The organism is Streptomyces viridiviolaceus (genome assembly GCF_014650995.1).
Taxonomy (GTDB): Bacteria; Actinomycetota; Actinomycetes; order Streptomycetales; family Streptomycetaceae; genus Streptomyces; species Streptomyces viridiviolaceus.
On sequence record NZ_BMWA01000006.1, the window covers coordinates 39,745 to 58,630 of the forward strand.

The following is an 18,886-nucleotide window of genomic DNA, read 5'->3' on the forward strand; positions in this document are numbered from 1 at the left end:
CGACGGGGCACCTGCGCGGCGGGAGTGTCAGTCGGGGCCCGTATCCTCATGGACCATGCTCGAAGACCGCACGACCGCAGCGTCGTCCGCCACGGCGTGGCCGGCCGCGTATCCGCAGGGATACGCGGTCGTTGACGTGGAGACCACCGGCCTGGCCCGTGACGACCGCATCATCTCCGCGGCCGTCTACCGCCTGGACGCGCGCGGCGAGGTCGAGGACCACTGGTACACGTTGGTCAATCCTGAGCGGGACCCGGGCCCGGTGTGGATACACGGTCTGACGAGCGAGGTGCTCGAAGGGGCGCCCCTCTTCCGGGACATCGCCGGGGAGTTCGCGGCCCGGCTCGACGGACGGGTGCTCGTCGCGCACAACGCCGTCTTCGACTGGCAGATGATCGCCCGCGAGTACGCGCGCGCGAAGAGCGAGGCCCCGGTGCGCCAACGGCTGTGCACCATCGCGCTCTCCAAGGAGCTGGGCCTCCCGCTGCCCAACCACAAGCTGGAGTCGCTGGCGGCGCACTTCGGCGTCGTGCAGCAGCGGGCGCACCACGCGCTGGACGACGCACGCGTGCTGGCGGAGGCGTTCCGGCCGAGCCTGCTCGCGGCGGCGGCGGGCGGCGTGCGGCTGCCGCTGCACGAGTGCCGGCCGCTGACGGAGTGGTCGGACCGGCCCGCGCCCCGGATCGGACAGCAGGCGGGCTACGGCGGGTACCGGCCGAACACTTGGCGCCCCTCCCGCAAAAGGCCCGTATGCCCCTATCCCAACCCGGGTCGGTACGAAGAGGGCAAACGGCTCAAGCAGGGCATGCGGGTCGCCTTCTCGGGTGACACGTCGGTCGAGCGGGAACTGCTGGAGGACCGCGCGACGGAGGCCGGGCTGCACGTCGCGACCAGCCTGTCCCGGCTGACCAGCCTGCTGGTCACCAACGACCCGGACTCCGGCACGTCGAAGGTGGTCAAGGCGCGCCAGTACGGGACGCCGGTGGTGGACGAGGCGGCGTTCGGGCAGTTGCTGGCGGACGTCGAACCCGCGGACGGCTGACCCGCAGGGACGTCTGACACCGGACGGGTGATTGCCGGACGACTCGCCCGGCGCCCGCTCGCCCGTGCCACGGCGACGGCTCACGCTGTGGCGCATGGCGACATGCGAGGTTTGCGGCAACAACTACGGAATGACCTTCGAGGTCCATGCCCAGGGCGCGGTGCACGTCTTCGACTGCTTCTCCTGCGCGATCCACCGGATGGCCCCGATCTGCGAGCACTGCCGGGTGCAGATCATCGGGCAGGGCGTGGAGGTCGAGGGCCACTGGTACTGCGGCGCCCACTGCGCCCGCGCCGAGGGGAGGGCGGGGATCGTCGACAAGGTCTAGGGGGTGTCCGCCCGGCGGCGTGCGGCACCACCCCCCTCATCGCACCCCACGACCGGGTTGTACCGTCGTGGGGTGTACCGCTTCCTGTTGTCCCGCCAGTGGGTGATCCTCACGCTGATCGCCCTCCTGCTCATCCCCACGATGATCAGGCTGGGCTTCTGGCAGATGCACCGCTACGAGGAACGGACCGCCCGGAACGACCTGGTCGCCGCCGCGCTCGGCGCCGAGCCGGTGCCCGTGGAGCGGCTGACCGCTCCCGGCAAGAAGATCACCACCGACGAGCGGTACCGCACCGTGACCGCGAAGGGCCGCTTCGACACCGACGACGAGGTCGTCGTCCGCCGCCGCACCAACTCCGACGACGCGGTCGGCTACCACGTGCTGACCCCGTTCGTCCTCGACGACGGCAAGGTCCTGCTCGTCAACCGGGGCTGGATCCCCGCGGACGGCCCCAGCCAGACCGAATTCCCCGAGATTCCCGCCCCGCCCCGCGGCGAGATCACCGTCACCGGGCGGATGATGCCCGACGAGACGACCGCGGCGAGCGGCATCAAGAACCTCGAAGGCCTGCCGGACCGGCAGGTCATGCTCATCAACAGCGAGCAGGAGGCCGCGCGCCTGGGCGCCCAGGTGCTCGGCGGGTACGTCGTCCTGACGGCGCCTGAGCCGGCGAACGGCAGCCCGGAGCTGATCGGCAGGCCCGGCGACGAGGACGCCGCGCTGAACTTCGCCTACGCGATCCAGTGGTGGCTGTTCTCCGCGGCCGTCCCGGTCGGCTGGTGGTTCCTGGTGCGCCGCGAGGTCCGCGACCGGGCGGCGGCCGAGGACGAGGACCCGCGGGCGGCGGAGGCGGAACCGGCGGCCGTGTAGCCGTCGGTCCCGGCCGGATTGCTCCGTCGCCCGCCGGGAAGACGGAAAGCCGTGCATCCCCGAATCGAGGACTACGCGCTCATCGGCGACCAGCAGACCGCGGCCCTGGTCTCCGCGGACGGCTCCGTGGACTGGCTCTGTCTGCCCCGCTTCGACTCCGCCGCCTGCTTCGCCAAGCTGCTCGGTGACGAGGACAACGGCCACTGGCGCATCGCCCCCGCGGGCGCCGAACGCTGCACCCGGCGCGCCTACCGGCCCGACACCCTCGTCCTGGACACCGAGTGGGAGACCGAGGACGGTGCGGTCCGGGTCACCGACTTCATGCCCCAGCGGGACCGTGCCCCGGACGTCGTACGCATCGTGGAGGGGCTGAGCGGTGAGGTCACCGTCCACAGCGTGCTCCGGCTGCGCTTCGACCACGGCTCGATCGTTCCGTGGGTGCGCCGGACCGACGGCCACCGGGTGGCCGTCGCCGGGCCGGACTCGGCGTGGCTGCGCAGCGAGCCCGAGGTGCGCACCTGGGGCCGGGACTTCGGGACGCACTCCGAGTTCACGGTGGCCGCGGGCGAGAAGGTCGCGTTCGTCCTCACCTGGCACCCCTCGCACGAGCCGCGGCCCGACCAGATCGACCCGTACGAGTCTCTGCGGCACAGCCTGGAGGACTGGCGGGCCTGGGCCTCGCACTGCCGCTACGACGGACCGCACCGGGACGCCGTCGTCCGCTCCCTGATCACGCTCAAGGCGCTCACCTACAAGCCGACCGGCGGGATCGTCGCCGCCCCCACCACCTCGCTGCCCGAGGAGCCGGGCGGCGTACGCAACTGGGACTACCGCTACTGCTGGCTGCGCGACTCCACCCTCACCCTGGGCGCGCTGCTGTCGGCCGGCTACCTGGAGGAGGCGGAGGCCTGGCGCGACTGGCTGCTGCGCGCGGTCGCGGGCAGCCCCGCGGACCTGCAGATCATGTACGGCCTGGCGGGCGAGCGGCGGCTGCCAGAGTTCGAGCTGCCCTGGCTGTCCGGTTTCGCCGAGTCCACCCCCGTACGAATCGGCAACGACGCCGTGAACCAGCTCCAGCTGGACGTGTACGGCGAGGTCATGGACTCGCTGTCGCTGGCCCGGCTGGCGGGCATGCACCCCCAGCCGCAGATGTGGGAGCTGCAGTGCGCCCTGATGAACTTTCTGAAGACGGCGTGGCGGCAGCCGGACGAGGGGCTGTGGGAGGTGCGCGGTGGGCGCCGGCAGTTCGTGCACTCCAAGGTCATGACGTGGGTGGCCCTCGACCGGGCCGTGCACACGCTGGAGGAGCACCCGGAGCTGAGCGGCGGCGACCCGGAGGGCTGGCGTGAGCTGCGCGAGGAGGTGCACCGCGAGGTCTGCGAGCGCGGCTACGACCCGGAGCGGAACACCTTCACCCAGTCGTACGGCTCCCGAGAGCTGGACGCGTCCCTGCTGCTCATCCCGCGCGTGGGCTTCCTGCCGCCGGACGACCCGCGCGTCGTCGGCACGGTGGACGCGATCGGCAAGGAGCTGACCCGCGACGGGCTGGTGCGCCGCTACAGCACCGAGGGCACGCCCGTCGACGGGCTGCCGGGCGGCGAGGGCACGTTCCTGGTGTGCTCGTTCTGGTACGCGGACGCGCTGCACGCGACCGGCCGGACGAGGGAGGCCCGTCAGCTGTTCGAGCGGCTGGTGGGGCTCGCCAACGACGTGGGGCTGCTGGCCGAGGAGTACGACCCGGTGGCCGGCCGCCAGCTCGGCAACTTCCCGCAGGCGTTCAGCCACATCGGCCTGGTGAACACCGCCCTCGCCCTGTACGGGGAGGACGGGGCAGGATAGGGGCCATGGATCTTGGACTGAAGGACCGGGTGTACGTCGTCACCGGAGCCACCCGGGGACTGGGCAACGCCGCCGCGCGCGAGCTGGTCGCCGACGGCGCGAGGGTGGTCGTCACGGGGCGGGAGGAGAAGAACGTCGCGGACGCCGCGTCCGCGCTGGGCCCGAACGCCGTCGGGGTGGCCGCCGACAACGCCGACCCCGAGGCCGCGGGCCGGCTGATCGCGACCGCCCGGGAGCGCTTCGGCCGCTTCGACGGTGTGCTGATCAGCGTCGGCGGCCCGCCGCCCGGCTTCGTCGCCGACAACACGGACGAGCAGTGGCAGTCGGCGTTCGAGTCGGTGTTCCTCGGTGCGGTGCGGCTCGCCCGGACCGCCGCCGCGGAACTCGAGGAGGGCGGCGTCATCGGTTTCGTGCTGTCGGGTTCGGTGCACGAGCCCATCCCGGGCCTGACCATCTCCAACGGCCTGCGTCCGGGGCTCGCCGGCTTCGCCAAGTCCCTCGCCGACGAACTGGGCCCGCGCGGCATCCGCGTCGTCGGCCTGCTCCCGGGCCGTATCGACACCGACCGCGTGCGCGAGCTGGACGGGCTGTCCGCCGACCCGGAGGCGACCAGGGCGGCGGCGGAGTCCCGGATCCCGCTGCGCCGCTACGGCAGGCCCGAGGAGTTCGGCCGTGCGACGGCCTTCCTGCTGTCGCCGGCGGCGTCGTACCTGACGGGTGTGATGGTGCCGGTGGACGGCGGGGTGCGGCACGGGTTCTGACGCGGGGGACGTCACGGGCGGCGGAGCCCGGGCCGCACCGCCCCTTCGCGCGGGCTCAACTGACCCGCTCGGCCCGGTGTCTGACGCCGCTGAGCCGCACCTTCGCCGGAAGGGCGGCGAGGCCCGCCGAGTCGCGGGCGTGGCCCAGGGCGTGGGTGGTGAGGTCGTTCAGCGCCGTCCCGGGGTCCACGTGCGGCTCCAGTCGCAGCCGTACGCGGGTCTTCGGGGCCGCGCGCCGGCCGGTGAGCCGCACTTTGGCCCCTGCCACGCCGTCCACCCGGTCGGCCTCCTGGGTGAGGACGCCCTCCAGGGCCCGGCCGCGCAGCACCGCGCCCTCGCCGTCACCGGTGTCGACGAGGACCTCGGCGAGCCGTCGCCGGCGCACCACCGCGACCAGCCACCACAGAGCGAGCAGCAGCAGGACGGCGAGTACGGCGATGACGACCGGCCACCACCAGCCGGCGTCCCGCCACCGGGTCCGCTCGGCGTCGCTGAGCAGCACGTCGTGCCGCCCGTCGTGGATCCACCAGGAGGGGGCGGCGGCGCCGAGGCCGACGGCCAGCACCGAACCGCCGAGGGCGAGCAGGACCAGGCCCACGAGCCCGAGCAGTACACGGTTGACGGTCCTGAGCACCGCCCTCACCCCTTCCGTCCCGGCCGCGTCACCCGGACCGACACGGCGGGCGGCCGGGCCAGCCCCAGTCCGCGGACCGCGTCGTCGAGCACGGCGTCCAGATCCGCGCGTACCTCGTCCAGTTCCCGGAAGTGCGCCACCGCGCGCACGCGGGCCTTCGACCGGCGCGTCCGAACCCGCACCGACTGCACCCCGGAGACCTCCATGGCCCGGTCGCGCAGCACCGTGGCGGCGGCGCTCCGGTGCAGTCCGGCACGGACGTCGGGGTGGGTGCGCCGCATCGGCAGCAGTTTGCGCAGGCCGGGCGTGACGGCGAGCACGAGCAGCCAGAGCCCGAGGGCCGCCGCGACGCCCGCGCCGACCAGCACCCAGATGTCGTCGAGGGGCCGCGCGGCGAGCTGCCGGGCCAGCTCCCGCCGCCAGGCCGGCGCGGTCCGGCCGGCCCGCACGGCGGCGACGTCGTACAGGAAGGCGCCCGCGACGACCAGGAGCAGCAGCGCGACGACGCCGGCCGGGACGCGGCGCGCCGACCAGAAGCGGCGGGCCCGCCCGCCCTCGCCGTCGAGCCGCGGCCCGGGTGCCTCGCCGGGGGCCCCGGGTCCGGTGTCCTTCTCCAGCACCGGCAGGCGCCGCGTGCCGCCCGCGGTCTCCTCGGGCTCGCTCATCGCGTCCTCCCCTGCTTCGCGCCGTACTCCGCCGCCAGGTGCAGCCGCTCCACGTGCACGCCGACCTCCGGCACCGCCATGCCCGCCAGCGTGCCGACCCGCTGGGCGACTTGGTGACGCACCTGCCGGCAGCGGGTGCCGATGTCGCAGGGGTAGTCGAGTTCGAGGTGGACGCGGACACGGGCGGTGTCCTGGTGGACGACGACGGTGGCGTGCGGGCGCGGGGCCTCCGGGGGGAGGCCGCCGACCGCCTCGCGTGCCGCCTGGGCGGCGATCTTGGCGACCACCCGGTCGGCGATCCGCGTGGCGCCGCGCTCGCCCGGCGGCACGACGGTCACGGTTTCGCGGAGCTCGTCGGCTCCACCGCTCACGACGGTCACCGCCGCCGGTCGCCGCGGGTGTGGAAGAAGTCGCCGAGTTCCCAGTCCCCCTCCAGGAACCGGCCGACGACGAACCCGACGGCGCCCAGGGCCGCCACCAGCAGGAAGGCCCCGAATCCGCCGAAGTACCCGGCGAAACCCAGTGCCATGCCGGCGATCATGCCGACCACGGCCATGCTCATGGTGCGCTCTCCTCCGTCCACGTCAGTGGATCCGCGGCTCCGGCTCCTCTTCCTCCTCGTCCGGGAGCTTCACGTCGCTCACGGCGATGTTGACCTCGACCACCTCCAGGCCGGTCATCCGCTCGACCGCCGCCACCACGTTCTCCCGTACGTCGCGGGCGACGTCGGCGATCGACACGCCGTACTCGACGACGATCTCCAGGTCGAGCGCCGTCTGCTTCTCGCCGACCTCGGCCTTCACCCCGCGCGTCACCGACTTGGCCCCGCCGGGCACCCGCTCGCGCATGGCTCCGAAGGTGCGCGACAGTCCGCTGCCCATGGCGTACACGCCGACCACGTCACGGGCGGCCATTCCGGTGATCTTCTCCACGACACCGTCGGCGATGGTGGTCCGGCCCCGGGTCCCGGGGTCACCACCACCTCGTCGGGTCACCTGTCCCTTGCCCAGCCCCGGGCCCTCTGTCGTGTCCTGCCCGGCCCGGGCCCGCTCCGCCATCTCGCTCATCGCCGTACGTCCCTTTCGTCGTCCTCCTGCCACCACCGTAGGTCGGGTTGCGCGATGGCGCGCCGGGGATGCGGCAGGCTGGAGGAATGACGACGGCGGACCGGTGGACGCAGACGGTGCGGAAGCAGTTGGGGCTCGGCAGGCTGCTGCCGCTGGGCGGTCCGCGGGACGGCGCGTGGATCGCCGAGCGGGCGGCACGGGAGGTACTGCTGGGCGCGGCCCGGGAAGTGGCGGGCGTGTCGATGGGCGGGCTGCGCATCGCGCACGCCGACCCAGAGGACGTGCGGGAGCCCGCCGTACCGCCGCCGCCGAGCGCGCTGCCGCCGGGTCCGCTGCGGGTGACGGCCGACTTCGCGGCCACCGTGTCCGAGCCGCTGCCGGCCACGGCCGCCCGGCTGCGCGCCGCCCTGGCGGCGGCCGCGACGCAGGGGCTCGGCCTCACGGTCACGGACGTGGACCTGCGGGTGACGGCCCTGCTGGAGGCGGCCCCCGGACCGGCCCCCGTACAGAACCCGGAAAGGGGCCGGGCCGTCGCACCGGAGGGTGCCGAAGAGGCCCGCGCGGCCGACGCGGCGCTGGCGGTCCCGGGCGTGGCCCGGCTGACGGACACGCTGGGCCGCCCGGTGCACATCACGGAGCGTCCGCGGGAGGCGGCCCTGCCGCGGACGCATGTCCTGCTGGAACTCGCGGTGAGCGCGGACCACCAGGCCGCGGCGGTGGCCCGCCAGGTCCGCGCGGCGGTGTCGGACGCCCTGCCGGATCACCCGTCGGTGGCGGTCCTGGTCACGGCGGTCGGCTGACCGGCCCGAGGGCGGCCGTGCACCGCCCTCGGCCGAAGCGTCCGGGCCCGCGTGAACCCGTGCGGAGTTCTACTCGCCGAGCCCGGCCAGGTCCCGCAGCCGACGCGCCTGCGCGGCACGCTCCGCGGCGCGCTGGGCCTCGTAGTCCCGGTGCTGGGCACCCTGGAGCAGCGCCTTGGTCTCGATCACGGCGTCCCGCGGAGCGGCCAGGACCGCCGACGCCAGGTCGCGTACGGCGCCGTCGAGCTGGTCCGCGGGCACGGCGAGGTTGGCCAGCCCGGTGCTCACGGCCTCCTCGGCCATGACGAAGCGTCCGGTCGCGCAGATCTCCAGCGCCCGGGCGTAGCCGACCAGCCCGACCAGCGGGTGCGTGCCGGTCAGGTCCGGTACGAGGCCGAGGCTGGTCTCGCGCATGGCGAACTGCGCGTCGTCCGCGACGACACGCAGGTCACAGGCGAGGGCGAGCTGGAAGCCCGCCCCGATGGCGTGCCCCTGCACGGCGGCGATCGACAGGATGTCGCTGCGCCGCCACCAGGTGAACGCCTCCTGGTACTCGGCGATGGTCGCGTCCAGCTCGGCGTCACCACCCCGCGCGAGGTCGATGAACGACGGTTCCCCGTCGAAGCCCTCGGGCGTGAACGCCTGCCGGTCGAGCCCGGCCGAGAAGGACTTGCCCTCGGCCCGCAGCACGACGACCCGTACGGAGCCCGGCAACAGCCGCCCGGCCTCGGTGAGCGCCCGCCACAGGGCGGGGCTCTGCGCGTTGCGCTTGGCCGGGTTGTTCAGCGTCACCGTGGCGATCGCGTCGTCGACGGTGAGCCGCACGCCGTCCTTGTCGAGTGCGGGGTCGAGTTCATGAGCGGGCGAAGCCATGGGGCGCCTCCGATGAGTGCGGTCAGCCAAGTGACTGCACAGTAACCACCCGGGCGATCAGTCGACCGACCGGGTGGCCACCATCGGAGCCGAGGGGCCGCCCGGGGTCAGGCCGAAGCGGCCTTCTTACCCCGCGTCGCCCCGCCACGCCCTCGGAGCGTGACGCCCGACTCGCTGAGCATGCGGTGCACGAAGCCATACGAGCGGCCGGTCTCCTCGGCCAACGCCCGGATGCTCGCACCGGCGTCGTACTTCTTCTTCAGGTCTGCCGCGAGCTTGTCGCGCGCGGCGCCGGTCACCCGGCTGCCCTTCTTCAGAGTCTCGGCCACCCGTGCCTCCTCATGGGAAGTGCGCTCTGGTCTCCTCATGATCACCCCTCACGGGCCTCATGGCCACCCATTCGGCAAGGTCCGTGAGACAAGGTTGTGACGACGGGAGCGGGTCCCCACATGCGGAATACATGATTCCGTCGCGTCGCGTGCGCACCGCCGAACGGGTTGTTCCGCGAAGCTCCAGGTCAGAAAGGCCGACGGCCGGACCCTCGTGACATGGGGGTCCGGCCGGGAAATCGGTGTAGGACACACCTCGTGATGAGGAGATCTCACACAGATGATGGATCACGGATCGGCCGAATGATCCATACCCAGTGGATCACCCGTTCGATCAAGCGAGGGCGACGAGATCCGCGTAGTCCGCGCCCCACAGGTCCTCGACGCCGTCCGGGAGCAGGATGATCCGCTCCGGCTGGAGCGCCTCGACGGCGCCCTCGTCGTGGGTGACCAGGACGACGGCGCCCTTGTAGGTGCGCAGGGCGCCGAGGATCTCCTCGCGGCTGGCCGGGTCGAGGTTGTTGGTCGGCTCGTCGAGCAGCAGCACGTTCGCCGACGACACCACCAGGGTGGCGAGGGCCAGACGGGTCTTCTCGCCGCCGGAGAGGACACCGGCCGGCTTGTCGACGTCGTCGCCGGAGAACAGGAACGAGCCGAGCACCTTGCGGACCTCGACCAGGTCCATGTCGGGCGCCGCGGAGCGCATGTTCTCCAGCACCGTGCGGTCCGCGTCGAGGGTCTCGTGCTCCTGGGCGTAGTAGCCGAGCTTGAGGCCGTGGCCGGGGACGACGGCGCCGGTGTCCGGCTGCTCGACGCCCGCCAGCAGCCTGAGCAGCGTCGTCTTGCCGGCGCCGTTGAGCCCGAGGATGACGACGCGGGAGCCCTTGTCGATGGCCAGGTCGACGTCGGTGAAGATCTCCAGCGAGCCGTACGACTTCGACAGGCCCTCGGCCGTCAGCGGGGTCCTGCCGCAGGGCGCCGGCTCCGGGAAACGGAGCTTGGCGACCTTGTCGGACTGGCGGACCTCCTCCAGCCCGGACAGCAGCTTCTCCGCGCGCCGGGCCATGTTCTGCGCGGCGACCGTCTTGGTGGCCTTGGCGCGCATCTTGTCGGCCTGAGCGTTGAGTGCGGCGGCCTTCTTCTCGGCGTTGGCGCGCTCCCGCTTGCGGCGCTTCTCGTCGGCCTCGCGCTGCTGCTGGTAGAGCTTCCAGCCCATGTTGTAGACGTCGATCACGGAGCGGTTGGCGTCCAGGTAGAACACCTTGTTGACGACCGTCTCGACCAGGTCGACGTCGTGGCTGATGACGATGAAGCCGCCGCGGTAGGTCTTGAGGTAGTCGCGGAGCCAGATGATCGAGTCGGCGTCCAGGTGGTTGGTCGGCTCGTCGAGCAGCAGGGTGTCCGCGTCCGAGAACAGGATGCGGGCCAGTTCGATACGGCGGCGCTGACCGCCGGAGAGCGTGTGCAGGGGCTGGCCGAGCACCCGGTCGGGCAGGTTGAGCGCGGCGGCGATGGTGGCGGCCTCCGCCTCGGCGGCGTACCCGCCCTTGGTGAGGAACTCCGTCTCTTGGCGCTCGTACTGCCGAAGCGCCTTCTCCCGGGTGGCGCCCTGGCCGTTGGCGATGCGCTGCTCGTTCTCCCGCATCTTGCGGATCAGGACGTCGAGACCGCGCGCGGACAGGACGCGGTCGCGGGCGAGCACGTCGAGGTCGCCGGTGCGCGGGTCCTGCGGGAGGTAGCCCACCTCGCCGGAGCGGGTGACGGTGCCCGCGGCGGGGATGCCCTCGCCGGCGAGGACCTTGGTGAGGGTGGTCTTTCCGGCACCGTTGCGGCCGACCAGGCCGATGCGGTCGCCCTTGGCGACGCGGAAGGTGGCGGACTCGATGAGGACGCGGGCACCGGCGCGCAGCTCGATGCCGGAGGCGGAGATCACGGACAGACTCCTGGGCGGTGGTTGGCGGGTTCGGACGGCTGAAGGACGTTCCCGCCGTCTAATGCGCGAGGAGAATGGCCATGGGGCCAGTCTAACGGTGCCGTGCAACCACTTTTTCTGCGTTCCGGTGTCCGGCACCCCCTGTTCGAGGGTCCTGTGTTCGACGACGCGGGTCACGGGCGTTGTCAGTGACGGATGCCACACTGGGCGGCGGGCCGGATTCCCGGACATTCCGGCACCCGGCCCGGCCCCGGCACCGGCTCACTGAGGAGTGATCGGCATGGCAGGCACGGACACCGGTCGTCCGAGCATCTACCCGACGCTGCTGTACAAGGACGCCAAGGAGGCCGTCCGGCAGCTCACCCAGGCCTTCGGTTTCACGGAACTCGCCGTCTACGAGGGCGAGAACGGCACGGTGGCGCACGCCGAGCTGGCCCAGGGCAACGGCGCGATCATGCTCGGTTCGAAGGGCACGGGCGGCCGCTTCGACGAGGCGATGAAGAACGCGGGCCCGACGGGGGTGTACATCGTCGTGGACGACGTCGACGCACACCACCGGCGGGCCGTGGAGCACGGCGCGGAGATCCTCATGCCCCCGACGGACCAGGACTACGGCTCGCGGGACTACATGGCGCGGGACCTGGAGGGCAACATCTGGAGCTTCGGCACCTACGCCCCGGAGATCGGCGCCTGACCGCCCGGCGCGGGTCAGCTGCCTCCCGTGTGCACCTGGAACGCGGCCCGGCGCACGGCCTTGGCCAGCGCCGGGTCGGGGTGCGCGGCGGCGAGCGCGACCAGGACCTGCACCGTGCGGGGGTGACCGACGGCCCGGACCTCGTCCAGCAGTGAGGGGACGGTCGGCTGCACCGCGGACTCCAGGTGCCGCACGAGCAGCGGGGCCTCGCCGTGGTCGGCGACGGCGGCGGCGGTGTCGACCCACAGCCACGTGGCCTCGCGCCGGGTGAGCACCTCGTGGGCGTCCTCCGGGTCGGCCCCGTCGTGCTCGGCCAGCCACAGCAGGGCGTACGGCCGCAGCGTCGGCTCCTCCAGCACCGCGCGGACGTCGGGCTCGGCGGGGGCGCCGACGACGCGCAGCGCCTCGAAGGCGAGGCCGCGCAGCAGGGCGTCCTCGCCGCGGGCGGCGGCGAGCAGTTCGGTGACGGCGCTGCCGACGGGGCGGGCGGCGAGCCAGGCGCGGTACTCGGCGCGGGCCGCGTTCGGGCGGAGCTGGGCACAGCCGCGGAGCATGTCCTCGGCCGACTGCTCGATGTTCCCGGCGGGGCTCTGCGCGGCCACGCAGATCTGCTCCAGCTTCACCCAGACCGCCCAGTTCCCGAGCGGGGTGAGCGTGGCCTGCCCGTCGCCGCAGGTGAGGGCGCCGACGGAGGCCAGTGCGTGCAACGCCCAGTCGAGGAGCGGGGCGAGCGCGGTGGTGTCGTCGGGCCGTGGCTGCTGGACGGGGTCCGGCTGGGGGCCGTAGGGGATCTCGCAGCGCTCGGTGCGCAGTTCCGTGACCCGCTGCTGAAGGAGGTCGAGGAGCTGGGCCACGGGGACGGGTCCGGCGGACAGCTGGAGGAAGGAGAGCACCTGGGGCATGGCCGAGACGACCTCGGCGACGGCGGCCGGTTCGTGGCCGGCGGGCTCCGGGTGGGCGAGCGACCAGGCGTCGAAGAGGGCGACCCAGCCGCGCAGTACGGCGCTGTCGTCGCGGTCCCAGGCGCGCAGCCGCCAGCCGGGCCGGGCGCTGCCGCCGTGCACCTCGACCAGTCCGGCGAGGCGGGCGGTGTCCCAGTCGGCGCGGACCCGGTCCGCGGTCAGGCCCAGGTCACGGGCGGCGCGTTCGGCGGTCGCGTCGGAGAGGGTGGCCTTGCCGTCGGCCGTCGCGCCGTCGCGGCCGGGGCCGAGGGCGGAGTCGGCCCAGCGGGCGACGCGGGCCGCGTCGGCCAGGCCGGAGCGTGCCATTCCGGCCAGTTCCGAGCGTGCCGGTGTGCCCTCCGGGGGGTGCGGCGCGGTGCGGCGCGGGCGCCGCTGGGTCATCGCTCTGGGGGCGGCGGCCAGGGGTCGCGGGCGGACGAGTCGAAGCCTGGAGTCGCGCGGGATACGGGACGTCACGGGTGCAGTCTTGCGGTTGACGGTCCGAAAACCCAAACGGAATGACACGAGCGGCGGTGGGGGCGGTGGACGTGGGGGCCCGGCAGGCTGTCCGGGCACGGGAACTGGCCAGTCGTGCGGCCCGCAAACGGAACCGGAGGGCCGCGTGCTGGAGCCGGCGGGTCACACCAGCGGGGTCAGAAAGCGGCGCAACGTCTCCTGATAGGTGTCGGGGTCGGCGTTCCACATGGCGGCGTGCGGAGCTCGCCGGACCGGATGGAGGGCGACGAGGAGGTCTTTCTCGGCGAGGCGGCGGGAGTACCGCCAGGGCGCCACCTCGTCGTCCGGGCCGTGGAAGATCAGGGTCGGAACCGTCGGGCGGTGGAGGTCGCCGGCGTCGGCGTCGCGGTCGGCGTGGAGCCCGGCGCGGCCCTGGGCGGCGCGGACGGCGAGCGGCAGGAGCGCGCCCGGTGTGCGCCGGGCGGCGGCCAGGGCGCGCAGGGTGGCCTCCCAGTCGAGGACCGGGGAGTCCAGGACGAGGCCCGCGATGCGGTTGCGCGCGTCCGAGAGCGCGGCGGTGCGCAGGGCCATGGTGGCTCCGGTGGACCAGCCGAGCAGCACGACGTGCCGGGCGCCGTGGTCGAGGGCGTAGTGGACGGCCGCGTCCACGTCGCGCCACTCGGTCTCGCCGAAGTGCTGCAGGCCGTCCGGGGAGCGGGGGGCGCCGTGGTCGCCGCGGTAGGCCAGGGCGAGCACGGGGAGGTGCCGTCGGTGCAGGGGTGCCATGAGGTTCATGGCGTGTTCGCGGGTGGCGGCCAGGCCGTGCACGGCGATGATCCAGGTGGTGCGGGCACCGGGCAGGAACCAGGCCGGGAGGGGGCCCAGTTCGCCGGGGACCTCGACGTCGGCGTGGATCAGGCCGAGGGCGGTGCGGGGGTTGCCGACGTAGAGGTTCGGCGTGAACCACACCCGGTCGCCGGCGGCCAGGGTGCCGTGCGTGACGCTTTCGAGGCGTCGTACGACGGTGTCGGCGGGCTGCTCCGGGGCGCTCAGCACGGGGCCGACGATCGCGTGGGAGCCGTCGCCGGCGAGCCCGTACCGGCCGGGCCGCAGCGCGGCCAGGTCCCGGGTGAGGGTGATCTGCCCGGCGGCGGTGCCGTGCACGGTGAGCCGGGGTTCGGTGGGCAGGGGCCGGCCGGGGGACGCCTTGAGCGCGGCGTCGCCGGCGAGCCGGCCGGCGGCGACGCTCGCAGCGCCGGCTGCCAGGGCTGCGCCGACGGCGGCGGCCGTTGCTGTGACAGTGCGCATGGGGCCAGTGTCCTGGTCCGGTGCGGGCGCGGCCAGTGGGCGGCGGCCGCGGGTGACACCGGCCGCGCCGGTTCCCCCTCGGCCGGGCGGCCAGGGGGGCGACCGGCGGAAGGGAAACCGGCCTGTCACCGGACCCGTGGGGCGCAGGCGGCACGCTCACGTCGGCCGGACGGACGTCCAGGGCCCGACGGACGCGTCGACGGCCCACCGGGCGGGCCACCAACGACACCCACCGGACGGAAACCGACCCTCGCCCGGGACGTCCTGCGCAGAAAGCACCCCCACAACGGTCCAGGCGCAGGCCCAGGGACCCGACGGAAGCGTCGACGGCCCACCGGACCGAAACCGACCCTCGCCCCGGCCCGTCCCCGCGCAGACAGCACCCCCAACGGTCCAGCAGCAGGCCCAGGGACCCGACGGAAGCGTCGACGGCCCACCGGGCGGCCACCAACGACACCCACCGGACGGCAACCGGCTCTCACCGATGCCCTCCACTGAGGTCCGATGGCAGGTCCAGGGCCCGGCGGGCGCGTGGACGGTCGGCCGGGTGGGCGGGAACAGCGGTAGTCCCCGGGAACCGGGCTCGTGCCGCCGCGGTCGGTGCACCGTCGGCGACGGTACCGCCGGGGTCAGCCCGGTTGTCCGTAGCCGCGCAGGCGCTCCGTGACCTCTGCCAGTTGTCCCTCCGTCAGCAGGGACGGTGTCAGGCCGGGGACCGAGGAGGCCGTCAGCCACAGGCGGCACATCCACTCCAGCTGGGCGGTGCGGTCCAGGGCCTGGTCGAGGGAGGCGCCGTAGGTGAGGGTGCCGTGGTTCTGCAGGAGGCAGCCGGAGCGGCCGGCGAGGGCCTGGAGCATGTTCTCGGCCAACTCGTCGCTGCCGTATGCGGCATAAGGGGCAACCCGGACAGGTCCACCGAGCGCGGCGGCCATGTAGTGGACCAGCGGGAGTTCGCGGACGAGCGTCGAGACGGCGGTCGCGTGCACGGCGTGGGTGTGGACGACGGCGCGGGCGTCCGTGGTCCGGTGGACGGCGAGGTGCATGGGCAGCTCGCTGGTCGGGACCAGCGTGCCGAGCACCTGCCGGCCGTCGAGGTCCACTCCGGTCACGTCCTGCGGGGTCAGCCGGTCGTAGGGCACGCCCGACGGGGTGACCAGCACCGTGTCCCCGACGCGCACCGAGACGTTGCCGGAGGTGCCGACCACCAGCCCGTCGGACACCGTGCGCCGGGCCGTCGCCACGAGCGCCTCCCAGGCACACGCCTCCTCGTCGCGCACACGCCTCCCCCGCGGCTCCTCCACGGGCCCTCCTTTCTCCCGGGCGCCCCGCGCGCCCCTGCCGTCCCGGCATCGGCCGGCCGTGCGGCGATCCTGCCAGCCACGGCCCGGCGGCGCCGCCGGGCGGACGCACTGTAGGCCGGAAGCCCGAATTCCGGCAGGGGCCATATCGCCGCAAGTCACCCGTAGCCGCCCCTTGGCCGGAGATCGATGAGCGTTCAAGGATCTTCCGATACGCTCTGGCTGGTTTTGTCATGCACGTTGCCATTTCGGGGGATCATTTCGGGGGAAAGCATGGCTCGTGATCACACACCGTCCCGCCGCCGCGGCCGCCTCCTCGCCGCCCTGACGGCGGCACTCGCGCTCGGGGGGACGGCGCTCGCCGAGGCACCCGCCGCCTCGGCGGCGGGCGGGCGGCCCAAGGGGCACGACGTCTCGTCCCACCAGAAGAACGTCGACTTCCGCCGCGCGAAGGCCCGGGGCGCGACGTTCGTCTACGTCAAGGCCACCGAGTCCCACACCTACCGCAACCCGTACTTCGGCCGGCAGCACACCGACTCCCGCGCGGCGGGACTGATCCGCGGCGCCTACCACTTCGCGCTGCCGGACAAGTCGTCGGGCAGGACGCAGGCCCGCTACTTCGTCCGCAACGGCGGCGGCTGGACCGCGGACGGCCGGACGCTGCCGCCCGCGCTCGACATCGAGTACAACCCGTACGACAAGAAGCGGAAGTGCTACGGCCTGAGCAGCGCGGGCATGGTCGGCTGGATACGGTCGTTCAGCGACGAGGTGAAGCGGCTCGTCGGCCGCCGCCCGGTCATCTACACGACCACGCACTGGTGGAACACCTGCACCGGTGGCAGCCGCGCCTTCGCCGCGGACCACGCCCTGTGGATAGCCCGTTACGACGCGTCCGCCCCGGGGAAGCTGCCGGCCGGATGGACGGCCTGGACGTTCTGGCAGTACGACAACGCTGGCACCCTGCCGGGTGACCAGAATCTCTTCAACGGGTCGCCGGACCGGCTGCGGAGGTTCGCCCGGGGGGCCTGAACCCGCCCCGGAGGCCGGAACACGGGGCGCCGCACGGCAGCGAGCGGGTCATGCGGGGGCGGCAGCCCCGCTTCCGGTCACCACCAAGTCCATCCCAGTTCATCTTCCGTTCACCCGGGTTACCTACGTTCGTCCAGCCAATGACCTCGAACGATTGCCTGGGTAAATGGAAAGCTTCTCGCTGATCCTCGCGATTGTGGTGGTAACCGCACTCGCGTTCGATTTCACGAACGGTTTCCACGACACCGCGAACGCGATGGCAACGACCATTTCGACCGGTGCGCTCAAGCCCAAGGTGGCGGTGGCGATGTCCGCCGTCCTGAACCTTGTCGGCGCCTTCCTCTCGGTGGAGGTCGCCAACACGATCTCCAAGGGTCTCGTCGACGAGACCGGTATCCGTCCCGAGGTCATCTTCGCCGCCCTGGTCGGCGCGATCCTCTGGAACCTGCTGACCTGGCTGGTCGGCCTGCCGTCCAGCTCCTCGCACGCCCTCATGGGCGGTCTGATCGGTGCCGCGGTCGCCTCCGCGGGCATCGGCGCGGTCCACGGCGACGTGCTGGTCACCAAGGTGCTCCTCCCGGCGATCGCCGCCCCCCTCGTCGCGGGCGTCGCGGCGATGCTCGCCTCCCGGCTGACGTACACGCTCGGCCGCAAGGCCGACGGCAAGGCCGCCGCGAAGGGCTACCGCGCCGGGCAGATCGCCTCCGCCGGCCTGGTCTCGCTGGCCCACGGCACCAACGACGCCCAGAAGACGATGGGCATCATCACCCTGGCCCTGGTCGCCGGCGGCGCCCTCGCCCCCGACTCCGACCCGCCCCTGTGGGTCATCCTCTCCGCGGGCCTCGCCATCGCGCTCGGCACCTACCTCGGCGGCTGGCGCATCATCCGCACCATGGGCAAGGGCCTGACCGACCTCCAGCCGCAGCAGGGCTTCGCCGCCCAGACCAGCGCCGCCACGGTCATCCTGGCCTCCTCCCACCTCGGTTTCTCCCTCTCCACCACCCACTCGGTCTCCGGCGCGGTGATGGGCGCGGGCCTCGGCCGCAAGGGCGGCGTGGTCCGCTGGTCCACGGCCACCCGGATGTTCGTCGCCTGGGGTCTGACCCTGCCGGCCGCGGCCCTGGTCGCCGCGCTCGCCGAGTGGGTCTGCGGCTTCGGCGACTGGGGCACGGCGCTCGTGGCGGTCTTCCTGGTCGCCTCCAGCGCCGCGATCTGGAAGATCTCCCGCCGCGAGGTCGTCGACCACACCAACGTCAACGGCGACGACGCGCCTGAGACGGAGCAGGCCGGCGTGGTCACCACCGCGATCGCCGCCGTGACCCCGCCCCCGACGGGCGCGGCCGAGGAACTGACGGCCACCATCCCGGCCCAGGCCACCGCACCCGACTCCAAGGCCCCGTCGGCCGCCACCACCGTCTGAGCCCGCGCCCCGGGTACGAAGGAAGAGAACCAGCATGAAGATCGACTGGGCAGCCCTCGGCTCCGTCTTCGGGGTCAGCCTCGTGGTCACCGTCGGCCTGGTGGCCCTGTTCACGCTCGGCGTCGCCGGCCTCTCCCGCCAGGAGCGGGCCGCCGCCCAGGGCGGCTCCGCGACGCTCGCGGTCACCGGCGCGTACGCGTGCTTCGCGGCCTGCACGGCGGCGGTGGCGTACGGGATCTACCTGATCGTCGCCTGACCGGACGGCACTTGGGCACCGAGCGGGGTGCGGGACGGACCACCGTCCCGCACCCCGCTTCTCTGTGGGCCTGCGCACACTCCCCCGATGCAGGTCAACGGCAAGTTGACGGGTGTTCGCGGGCCATGGTGGACTTCCGGAGCCATGTACGGCGGCAGGAGAGGAAGCCCGGTGCGAATCCGGCGCGGTCCCGCCACTGTGACCGGGGGTCAGCCCCCGGGAGCCAGGAACTCTCACCGCCGGTCTCGTCGAACCAGGGCGTGGACACCCTGAGTGAGGACATAACGCGATGCTCGGCTGCCGATCGACGTTCAGTGCCAGGTCCTTCCCTGACCGCGTGACC

At 73.3% G+C, this 18,886-nt stretch carries 21 protein-coding genes and 1 riboswitch; of the genes, 10 read left to right on the forward strand and 11 right to left on the reverse strand.

The annotated features are described in order from the left end of the window. Nucleotides 1-55: 55 nt before the first annotated feature. From IE260_RS09625 to IE260_RS09645, 5 genes are all read left to right on the forward strand, one after another. Nucleotides 56-1,042 (forward strand): DEDDh family exonuclease, encoded by a 987-nt coding sequence (locus IE260_RS09625; RefSeq protein ID WP_189870098.1) that lies wholly within the window; start codon nt 56-58, stop codon nt 1,040-1,042. 94 nt (nt 1,043-1,136) lie between these two features. Continuing rightward, nucleotides 1,137-1,370: a metallothionein gene (locus tag IE260_RS09630; protein WP_071528763.1), complete on the forward strand. Its 234-nt coding sequence runs from the start codon at nt 1,137-1,139 to the stop codon at nt 1,368-1,370. A gap of 72 nt (nt 1,371-1,442) precedes the next feature. Continuing rightward, nucleotides 1,443-2,240 carry an SURF1 family cytochrome oxidase biogenesis protein gene (locus tag IE260_RS09635; protein ID WP_189870099.1) on the forward strand — a complete coding sequence of 266 codons (798 nt, stop codon included), beginning with the start codon at nt 1,443-1,445 and terminating at the stop codon, nt 2,238-2,240. Nucleotides 2,241-2,291: 51 nt separating this feature from the next. Beyond that, nucleotides 2,292-4,079 (forward strand): glycoside hydrolase family 15 protein, encoded by a 1,788-nt coding sequence (locus tag IE260_RS09640; protein WP_189870100.1) that lies wholly within the window; start codon nt 2,292-2,294, stop codon nt 4,077-4,079. A 5-nt stretch (nt 4,080-4,084) separates the two neighbouring features. Then, a complete protein-coding gene (locus tag IE260_RS09645; protein WP_189870101.1) occupies nt 4,085-4,840 on the forward strand; it encodes an SDR family oxidoreductase in 756 nt (251 codons plus the stop codon). Nucleotides 4,841-4,895: 55 nt separating this feature from the next. Here the strand turns inward: IE260_RS09645 and amaP are convergent, their stop codons facing one another. Genes amaP through IE260_RS09670 form a run of 5 tightly spaced genes read right to left on the reverse strand, consistent with a single transcriptional unit; the run spans nt 4,896 to nt 7,206 of the window. Next, nucleotides 4,896-5,483, reverse strand: coding sequence for an alkaline shock response membrane anchor protein AmaP (gene amaP, locus IE260_RS09650; RefSeq protein WP_189870102.1), 588 nt, complete (start codon nt 5,481-5,483; stop codon nt 4,896-4,898). Then, a complete protein-coding gene (locus IE260_RS09655; RefSeq protein WP_189870103.1) occupies nt 5,480-6,139 on the reverse strand; it encodes a DUF6286 domain-containing protein in 660 nt (219 codons plus the stop codon). Before IE260_RS09655 ends, amaP begins: the two co-directional genes overlap by 4 nt. Beyond that, complete coding sequence (locus IE260_RS09660) at nt 6,136-6,519, reverse strand: Asp23/Gls24 family envelope stress response protein (protein ID WP_189870104.1); 384 nt, start codon at nt 6,517-6,519, stop codon at nt 6,136-6,138. The genes IE260_RS09655 and IE260_RS09660 overlap by 4 nt, the downstream gene beginning before the upstream one ends. Beyond that, nucleotides 6,516-6,701, reverse strand: coding sequence for a hypothetical protein (locus IE260_RS09665; RefSeq protein ID WP_189870105.1), 186 nt, complete (start codon nt 6,699-6,701; stop codon nt 6,516-6,518). Before IE260_RS09665 ends, IE260_RS09660 begins: the two co-directional genes overlap by 4 nt. 22 nt (nt 6,702-6,723) lie before the next feature. Beyond that, nucleotides 6,724-7,206: an Asp23/Gls24 family envelope stress response protein gene (locus IE260_RS09670; RefSeq protein WP_189870106.1), complete on the reverse strand. Its 483-nt coding sequence runs from the start codon at nt 7,204-7,206 to the stop codon at nt 6,724-6,726. 86 nt (nt 7,207-7,292) lie between these two features. On the opposite strand from IE260_RS09670, the gene IE260_RS09675 reads away from it, so the two are divergent. After that, nucleotides 7,293-8,006, forward strand: a complete 714-nt coding sequence (locus IE260_RS09675; RefSeq protein ID WP_189870107.1) for a nucleopolyhedrovirus P10 family protein — start codon at nt 7,293-7,295, stop codon at nt 8,004-8,006. A gap of 69 nt (nt 8,007-8,075) precedes the next feature. On the opposite strand, the gene IE260_RS09680 is transcribed toward IE260_RS09675, so the two are convergent. The 3 genes from IE260_RS09680 to IE260_RS09690 form a co-directional block, all read right to left on the reverse strand. After that, nucleotides 8,076-8,879: an enoyl-CoA hydratase/isomerase family protein gene (locus IE260_RS09680; RefSeq protein WP_189870108.1), complete on the reverse strand. Its 804-nt coding sequence runs from the start codon at nt 8,877-8,879 to the stop codon at nt 8,076-8,078. Nucleotides 8,880-8,986: 107 nt separating this feature from the next. Then, nucleotides 8,987-9,208, reverse strand: coding sequence for a helix-turn-helix domain-containing protein (locus tag IE260_RS09685; protein WP_018567695.1), 222 nt, complete (start codon nt 9,206-9,208; stop codon nt 8,987-8,989). A 334-nt stretch (nt 9,209-9,542) separates the two neighbouring features. Beyond that, complete coding sequence (locus tag IE260_RS09690) at nt 9,543-11,141, reverse strand: ABC-F family ATP-binding cassette domain-containing protein (protein ID WP_189870109.1); 1,599 nt, start codon at nt 11,139-11,141, stop codon at nt 9,543-9,545. A gap of 280 nt (nt 11,142-11,421) precedes the next feature. Here IE260_RS09690 and IE260_RS09695 point away from each other — a divergent pair, with 280 nt between their 5' ends. Continuing rightward, the gene (locus IE260_RS09695; protein ID WP_189870110.1) at nt 11,422-11,835 is read left to right on the forward strand and encodes a VOC family protein; all 414 of its coding nucleotides are present in this window, start codon (nt 11,422-11,424) and stop codon (nt 11,833-11,835) included. Nucleotides 11,836-11,849: 14 nt separating this feature from the next. On the opposite strand, the gene IE260_RS09700 is transcribed toward IE260_RS09695, so the two are convergent. The 3 genes from IE260_RS09700 to IE260_RS09710 all read right to left on the reverse strand — a co-directional run bounded on the left by IE260_RS09700 (nt 11,850) and on the right by IE260_RS09710 (nt 15,841). Then, on the reverse strand, nt 11,850-13,253 hold the full coding sequence (locus IE260_RS09700; protein ID WP_189870111.1) for a hypothetical protein: 1,404 nt from the start codon (nt 13,251-13,253) through the stop codon (nt 11,850-11,852). Between the two features lie 162 nt (nt 13,254-13,415). Beyond that, nucleotides 13,416-14,540, reverse strand: a complete 1,125-nt coding sequence (locus IE260_RS09705) for an alpha/beta hydrolase family protein (RefSeq protein WP_189870112.1) — start codon at nt 14,538-14,540, stop codon at nt 13,416-13,418. A 629-nt stretch (nt 14,541-15,169) separates the two neighbouring features. After that, on the reverse strand, nt 15,170-15,841 hold the full coding sequence (locus IE260_RS09710) for a class II aldolase/adducin family protein (protein WP_229880597.1): 672 nt from the start codon (nt 15,839-15,841) through the stop codon (nt 15,170-15,172). A gap of 270 nt (nt 15,842-16,111) precedes the next feature. Between IE260_RS09710 and IE260_RS09715 the strand changes: the two genes are divergently transcribed. The 3 genes from IE260_RS09715 (at nt 16,112) to IE260_RS09725 (ending at nt 18,543) form a co-directional block, all read left to right on the forward strand. Then, a complete protein-coding gene (locus IE260_RS09715; RefSeq protein WP_189870114.1) occupies nt 16,112-16,867 on the forward strand; it encodes a lysozyme in 756 nt (251 codons plus the stop codon). 166 nt (nt 16,868-17,033) lie between these two features. Further along, nucleotides 17,034-18,287, forward strand: a complete 1,254-nt coding sequence (locus IE260_RS09720) for an inorganic phosphate transporter (RefSeq protein ID WP_189870115.1) — start codon at nt 17,034-17,036, stop codon at nt 18,285-18,287. Between the two features lie 34 nt (nt 18,288-18,321). Further along, nucleotides 18,322-18,543 carry a hypothetical protein gene (locus IE260_RS09725; protein ID WP_189870116.1) on the forward strand — a complete coding sequence of 74 codons (222 nt, stop codon included), beginning with the start codon at nt 18,322-18,324 and terminating at the stop codon, nt 18,541-18,543. Nucleotides 18,544-18,701: 158 nt separating this feature from the next. Then, nucleotides 18,702-18,778, forward strand: a riboswitch (adenosylcobalamin (AdoCbl) riboswitch). Nucleotides 18,779-18,886: the final 108 nt, after the last annotated feature.

Coding starts and splice junctions, on each gene's coding strand:
- IE260_RS09625 (WP_189870098.1), top strand. CDS start 56: ATGCTCGAAGACCGCACGACCGCAGCGTCGTCCGCCACGGCGTGGCCG.
- IE260_RS09630 (WP_071528763.1), top strand. CDS start 1,137: ATGGCGACATGCGAGGTTTGCGGCAACAACTACGGAATGACCTTCGAG.
- IE260_RS09645 (WP_189870101.1), top strand. CDS start 4,085: ATGGATCTTGGACTGAAGGACCGGGTGTACGTCGTCACCGGAGCCACC.
- IE260_RS09655 (WP_189870103.1), bottom strand. CDS start 6,139: ATGAGCGAGCCCGAGGAGACCGCGGGCGGCACGCGGCGCCTGCCGGTG.
- IE260_RS09665 (WP_189870105.1), bottom strand. CDS start 6,701: ATGAGCATGGCCGTGGTCGGCATGATCGCCGGCATGGCACTGGGTTTC.
- IE260_RS09670 (WP_189870106.1), bottom strand. CDS start 7,206: ATGAGCGAGATGGCGGAGCGGGCCCGGGCCGGGCAGGACACGACAGAG.
- IE260_RS09675 (WP_189870107.1), top strand. CDS start 7,293: ATGACGACGGCGGACCGGTGGACGCAGACGGTGCGGAAGCAGTTGGGG.
- IE260_RS09680 (WP_189870108.1), bottom strand. CDS start 8,879: ATGGCTTCGCCCGCTCATGAACTCGACCCCGCACTCGACAAGGACGGC.
- IE260_RS09695 (WP_189870110.1), top strand. CDS start 11,422: ATGGCAGGCACGGACACCGGTCGTCCGAGCATCTACCCGACGCTGCTG.
- IE260_RS09705 (WP_189870112.1), bottom strand. CDS start 14,540: ATGCGCACTGTCACAGCAACGGCCGCCGCCGTCGGCGCAGCCCTGGCA.
- IE260_RS09715 (WP_189870114.1), top strand. CDS start 16,112: ATGGCTCGTGATCACACACCGTCCCGCCGCCGCGGCCGCCTCCTCGCC.
- IE260_RS09720 (WP_189870115.1), top strand. CDS start 17,034: ATGGAAAGCTTCTCGCTGATCCTCGCGATTGTGGTGGTAACCGCACTC.
- IE260_RS09725 (WP_189870116.1), top strand. CDS start 18,322: ATGAAGATCGACTGGGCAGCCCTCGGCTCCGTCTTCGGGGTCAGCCTC.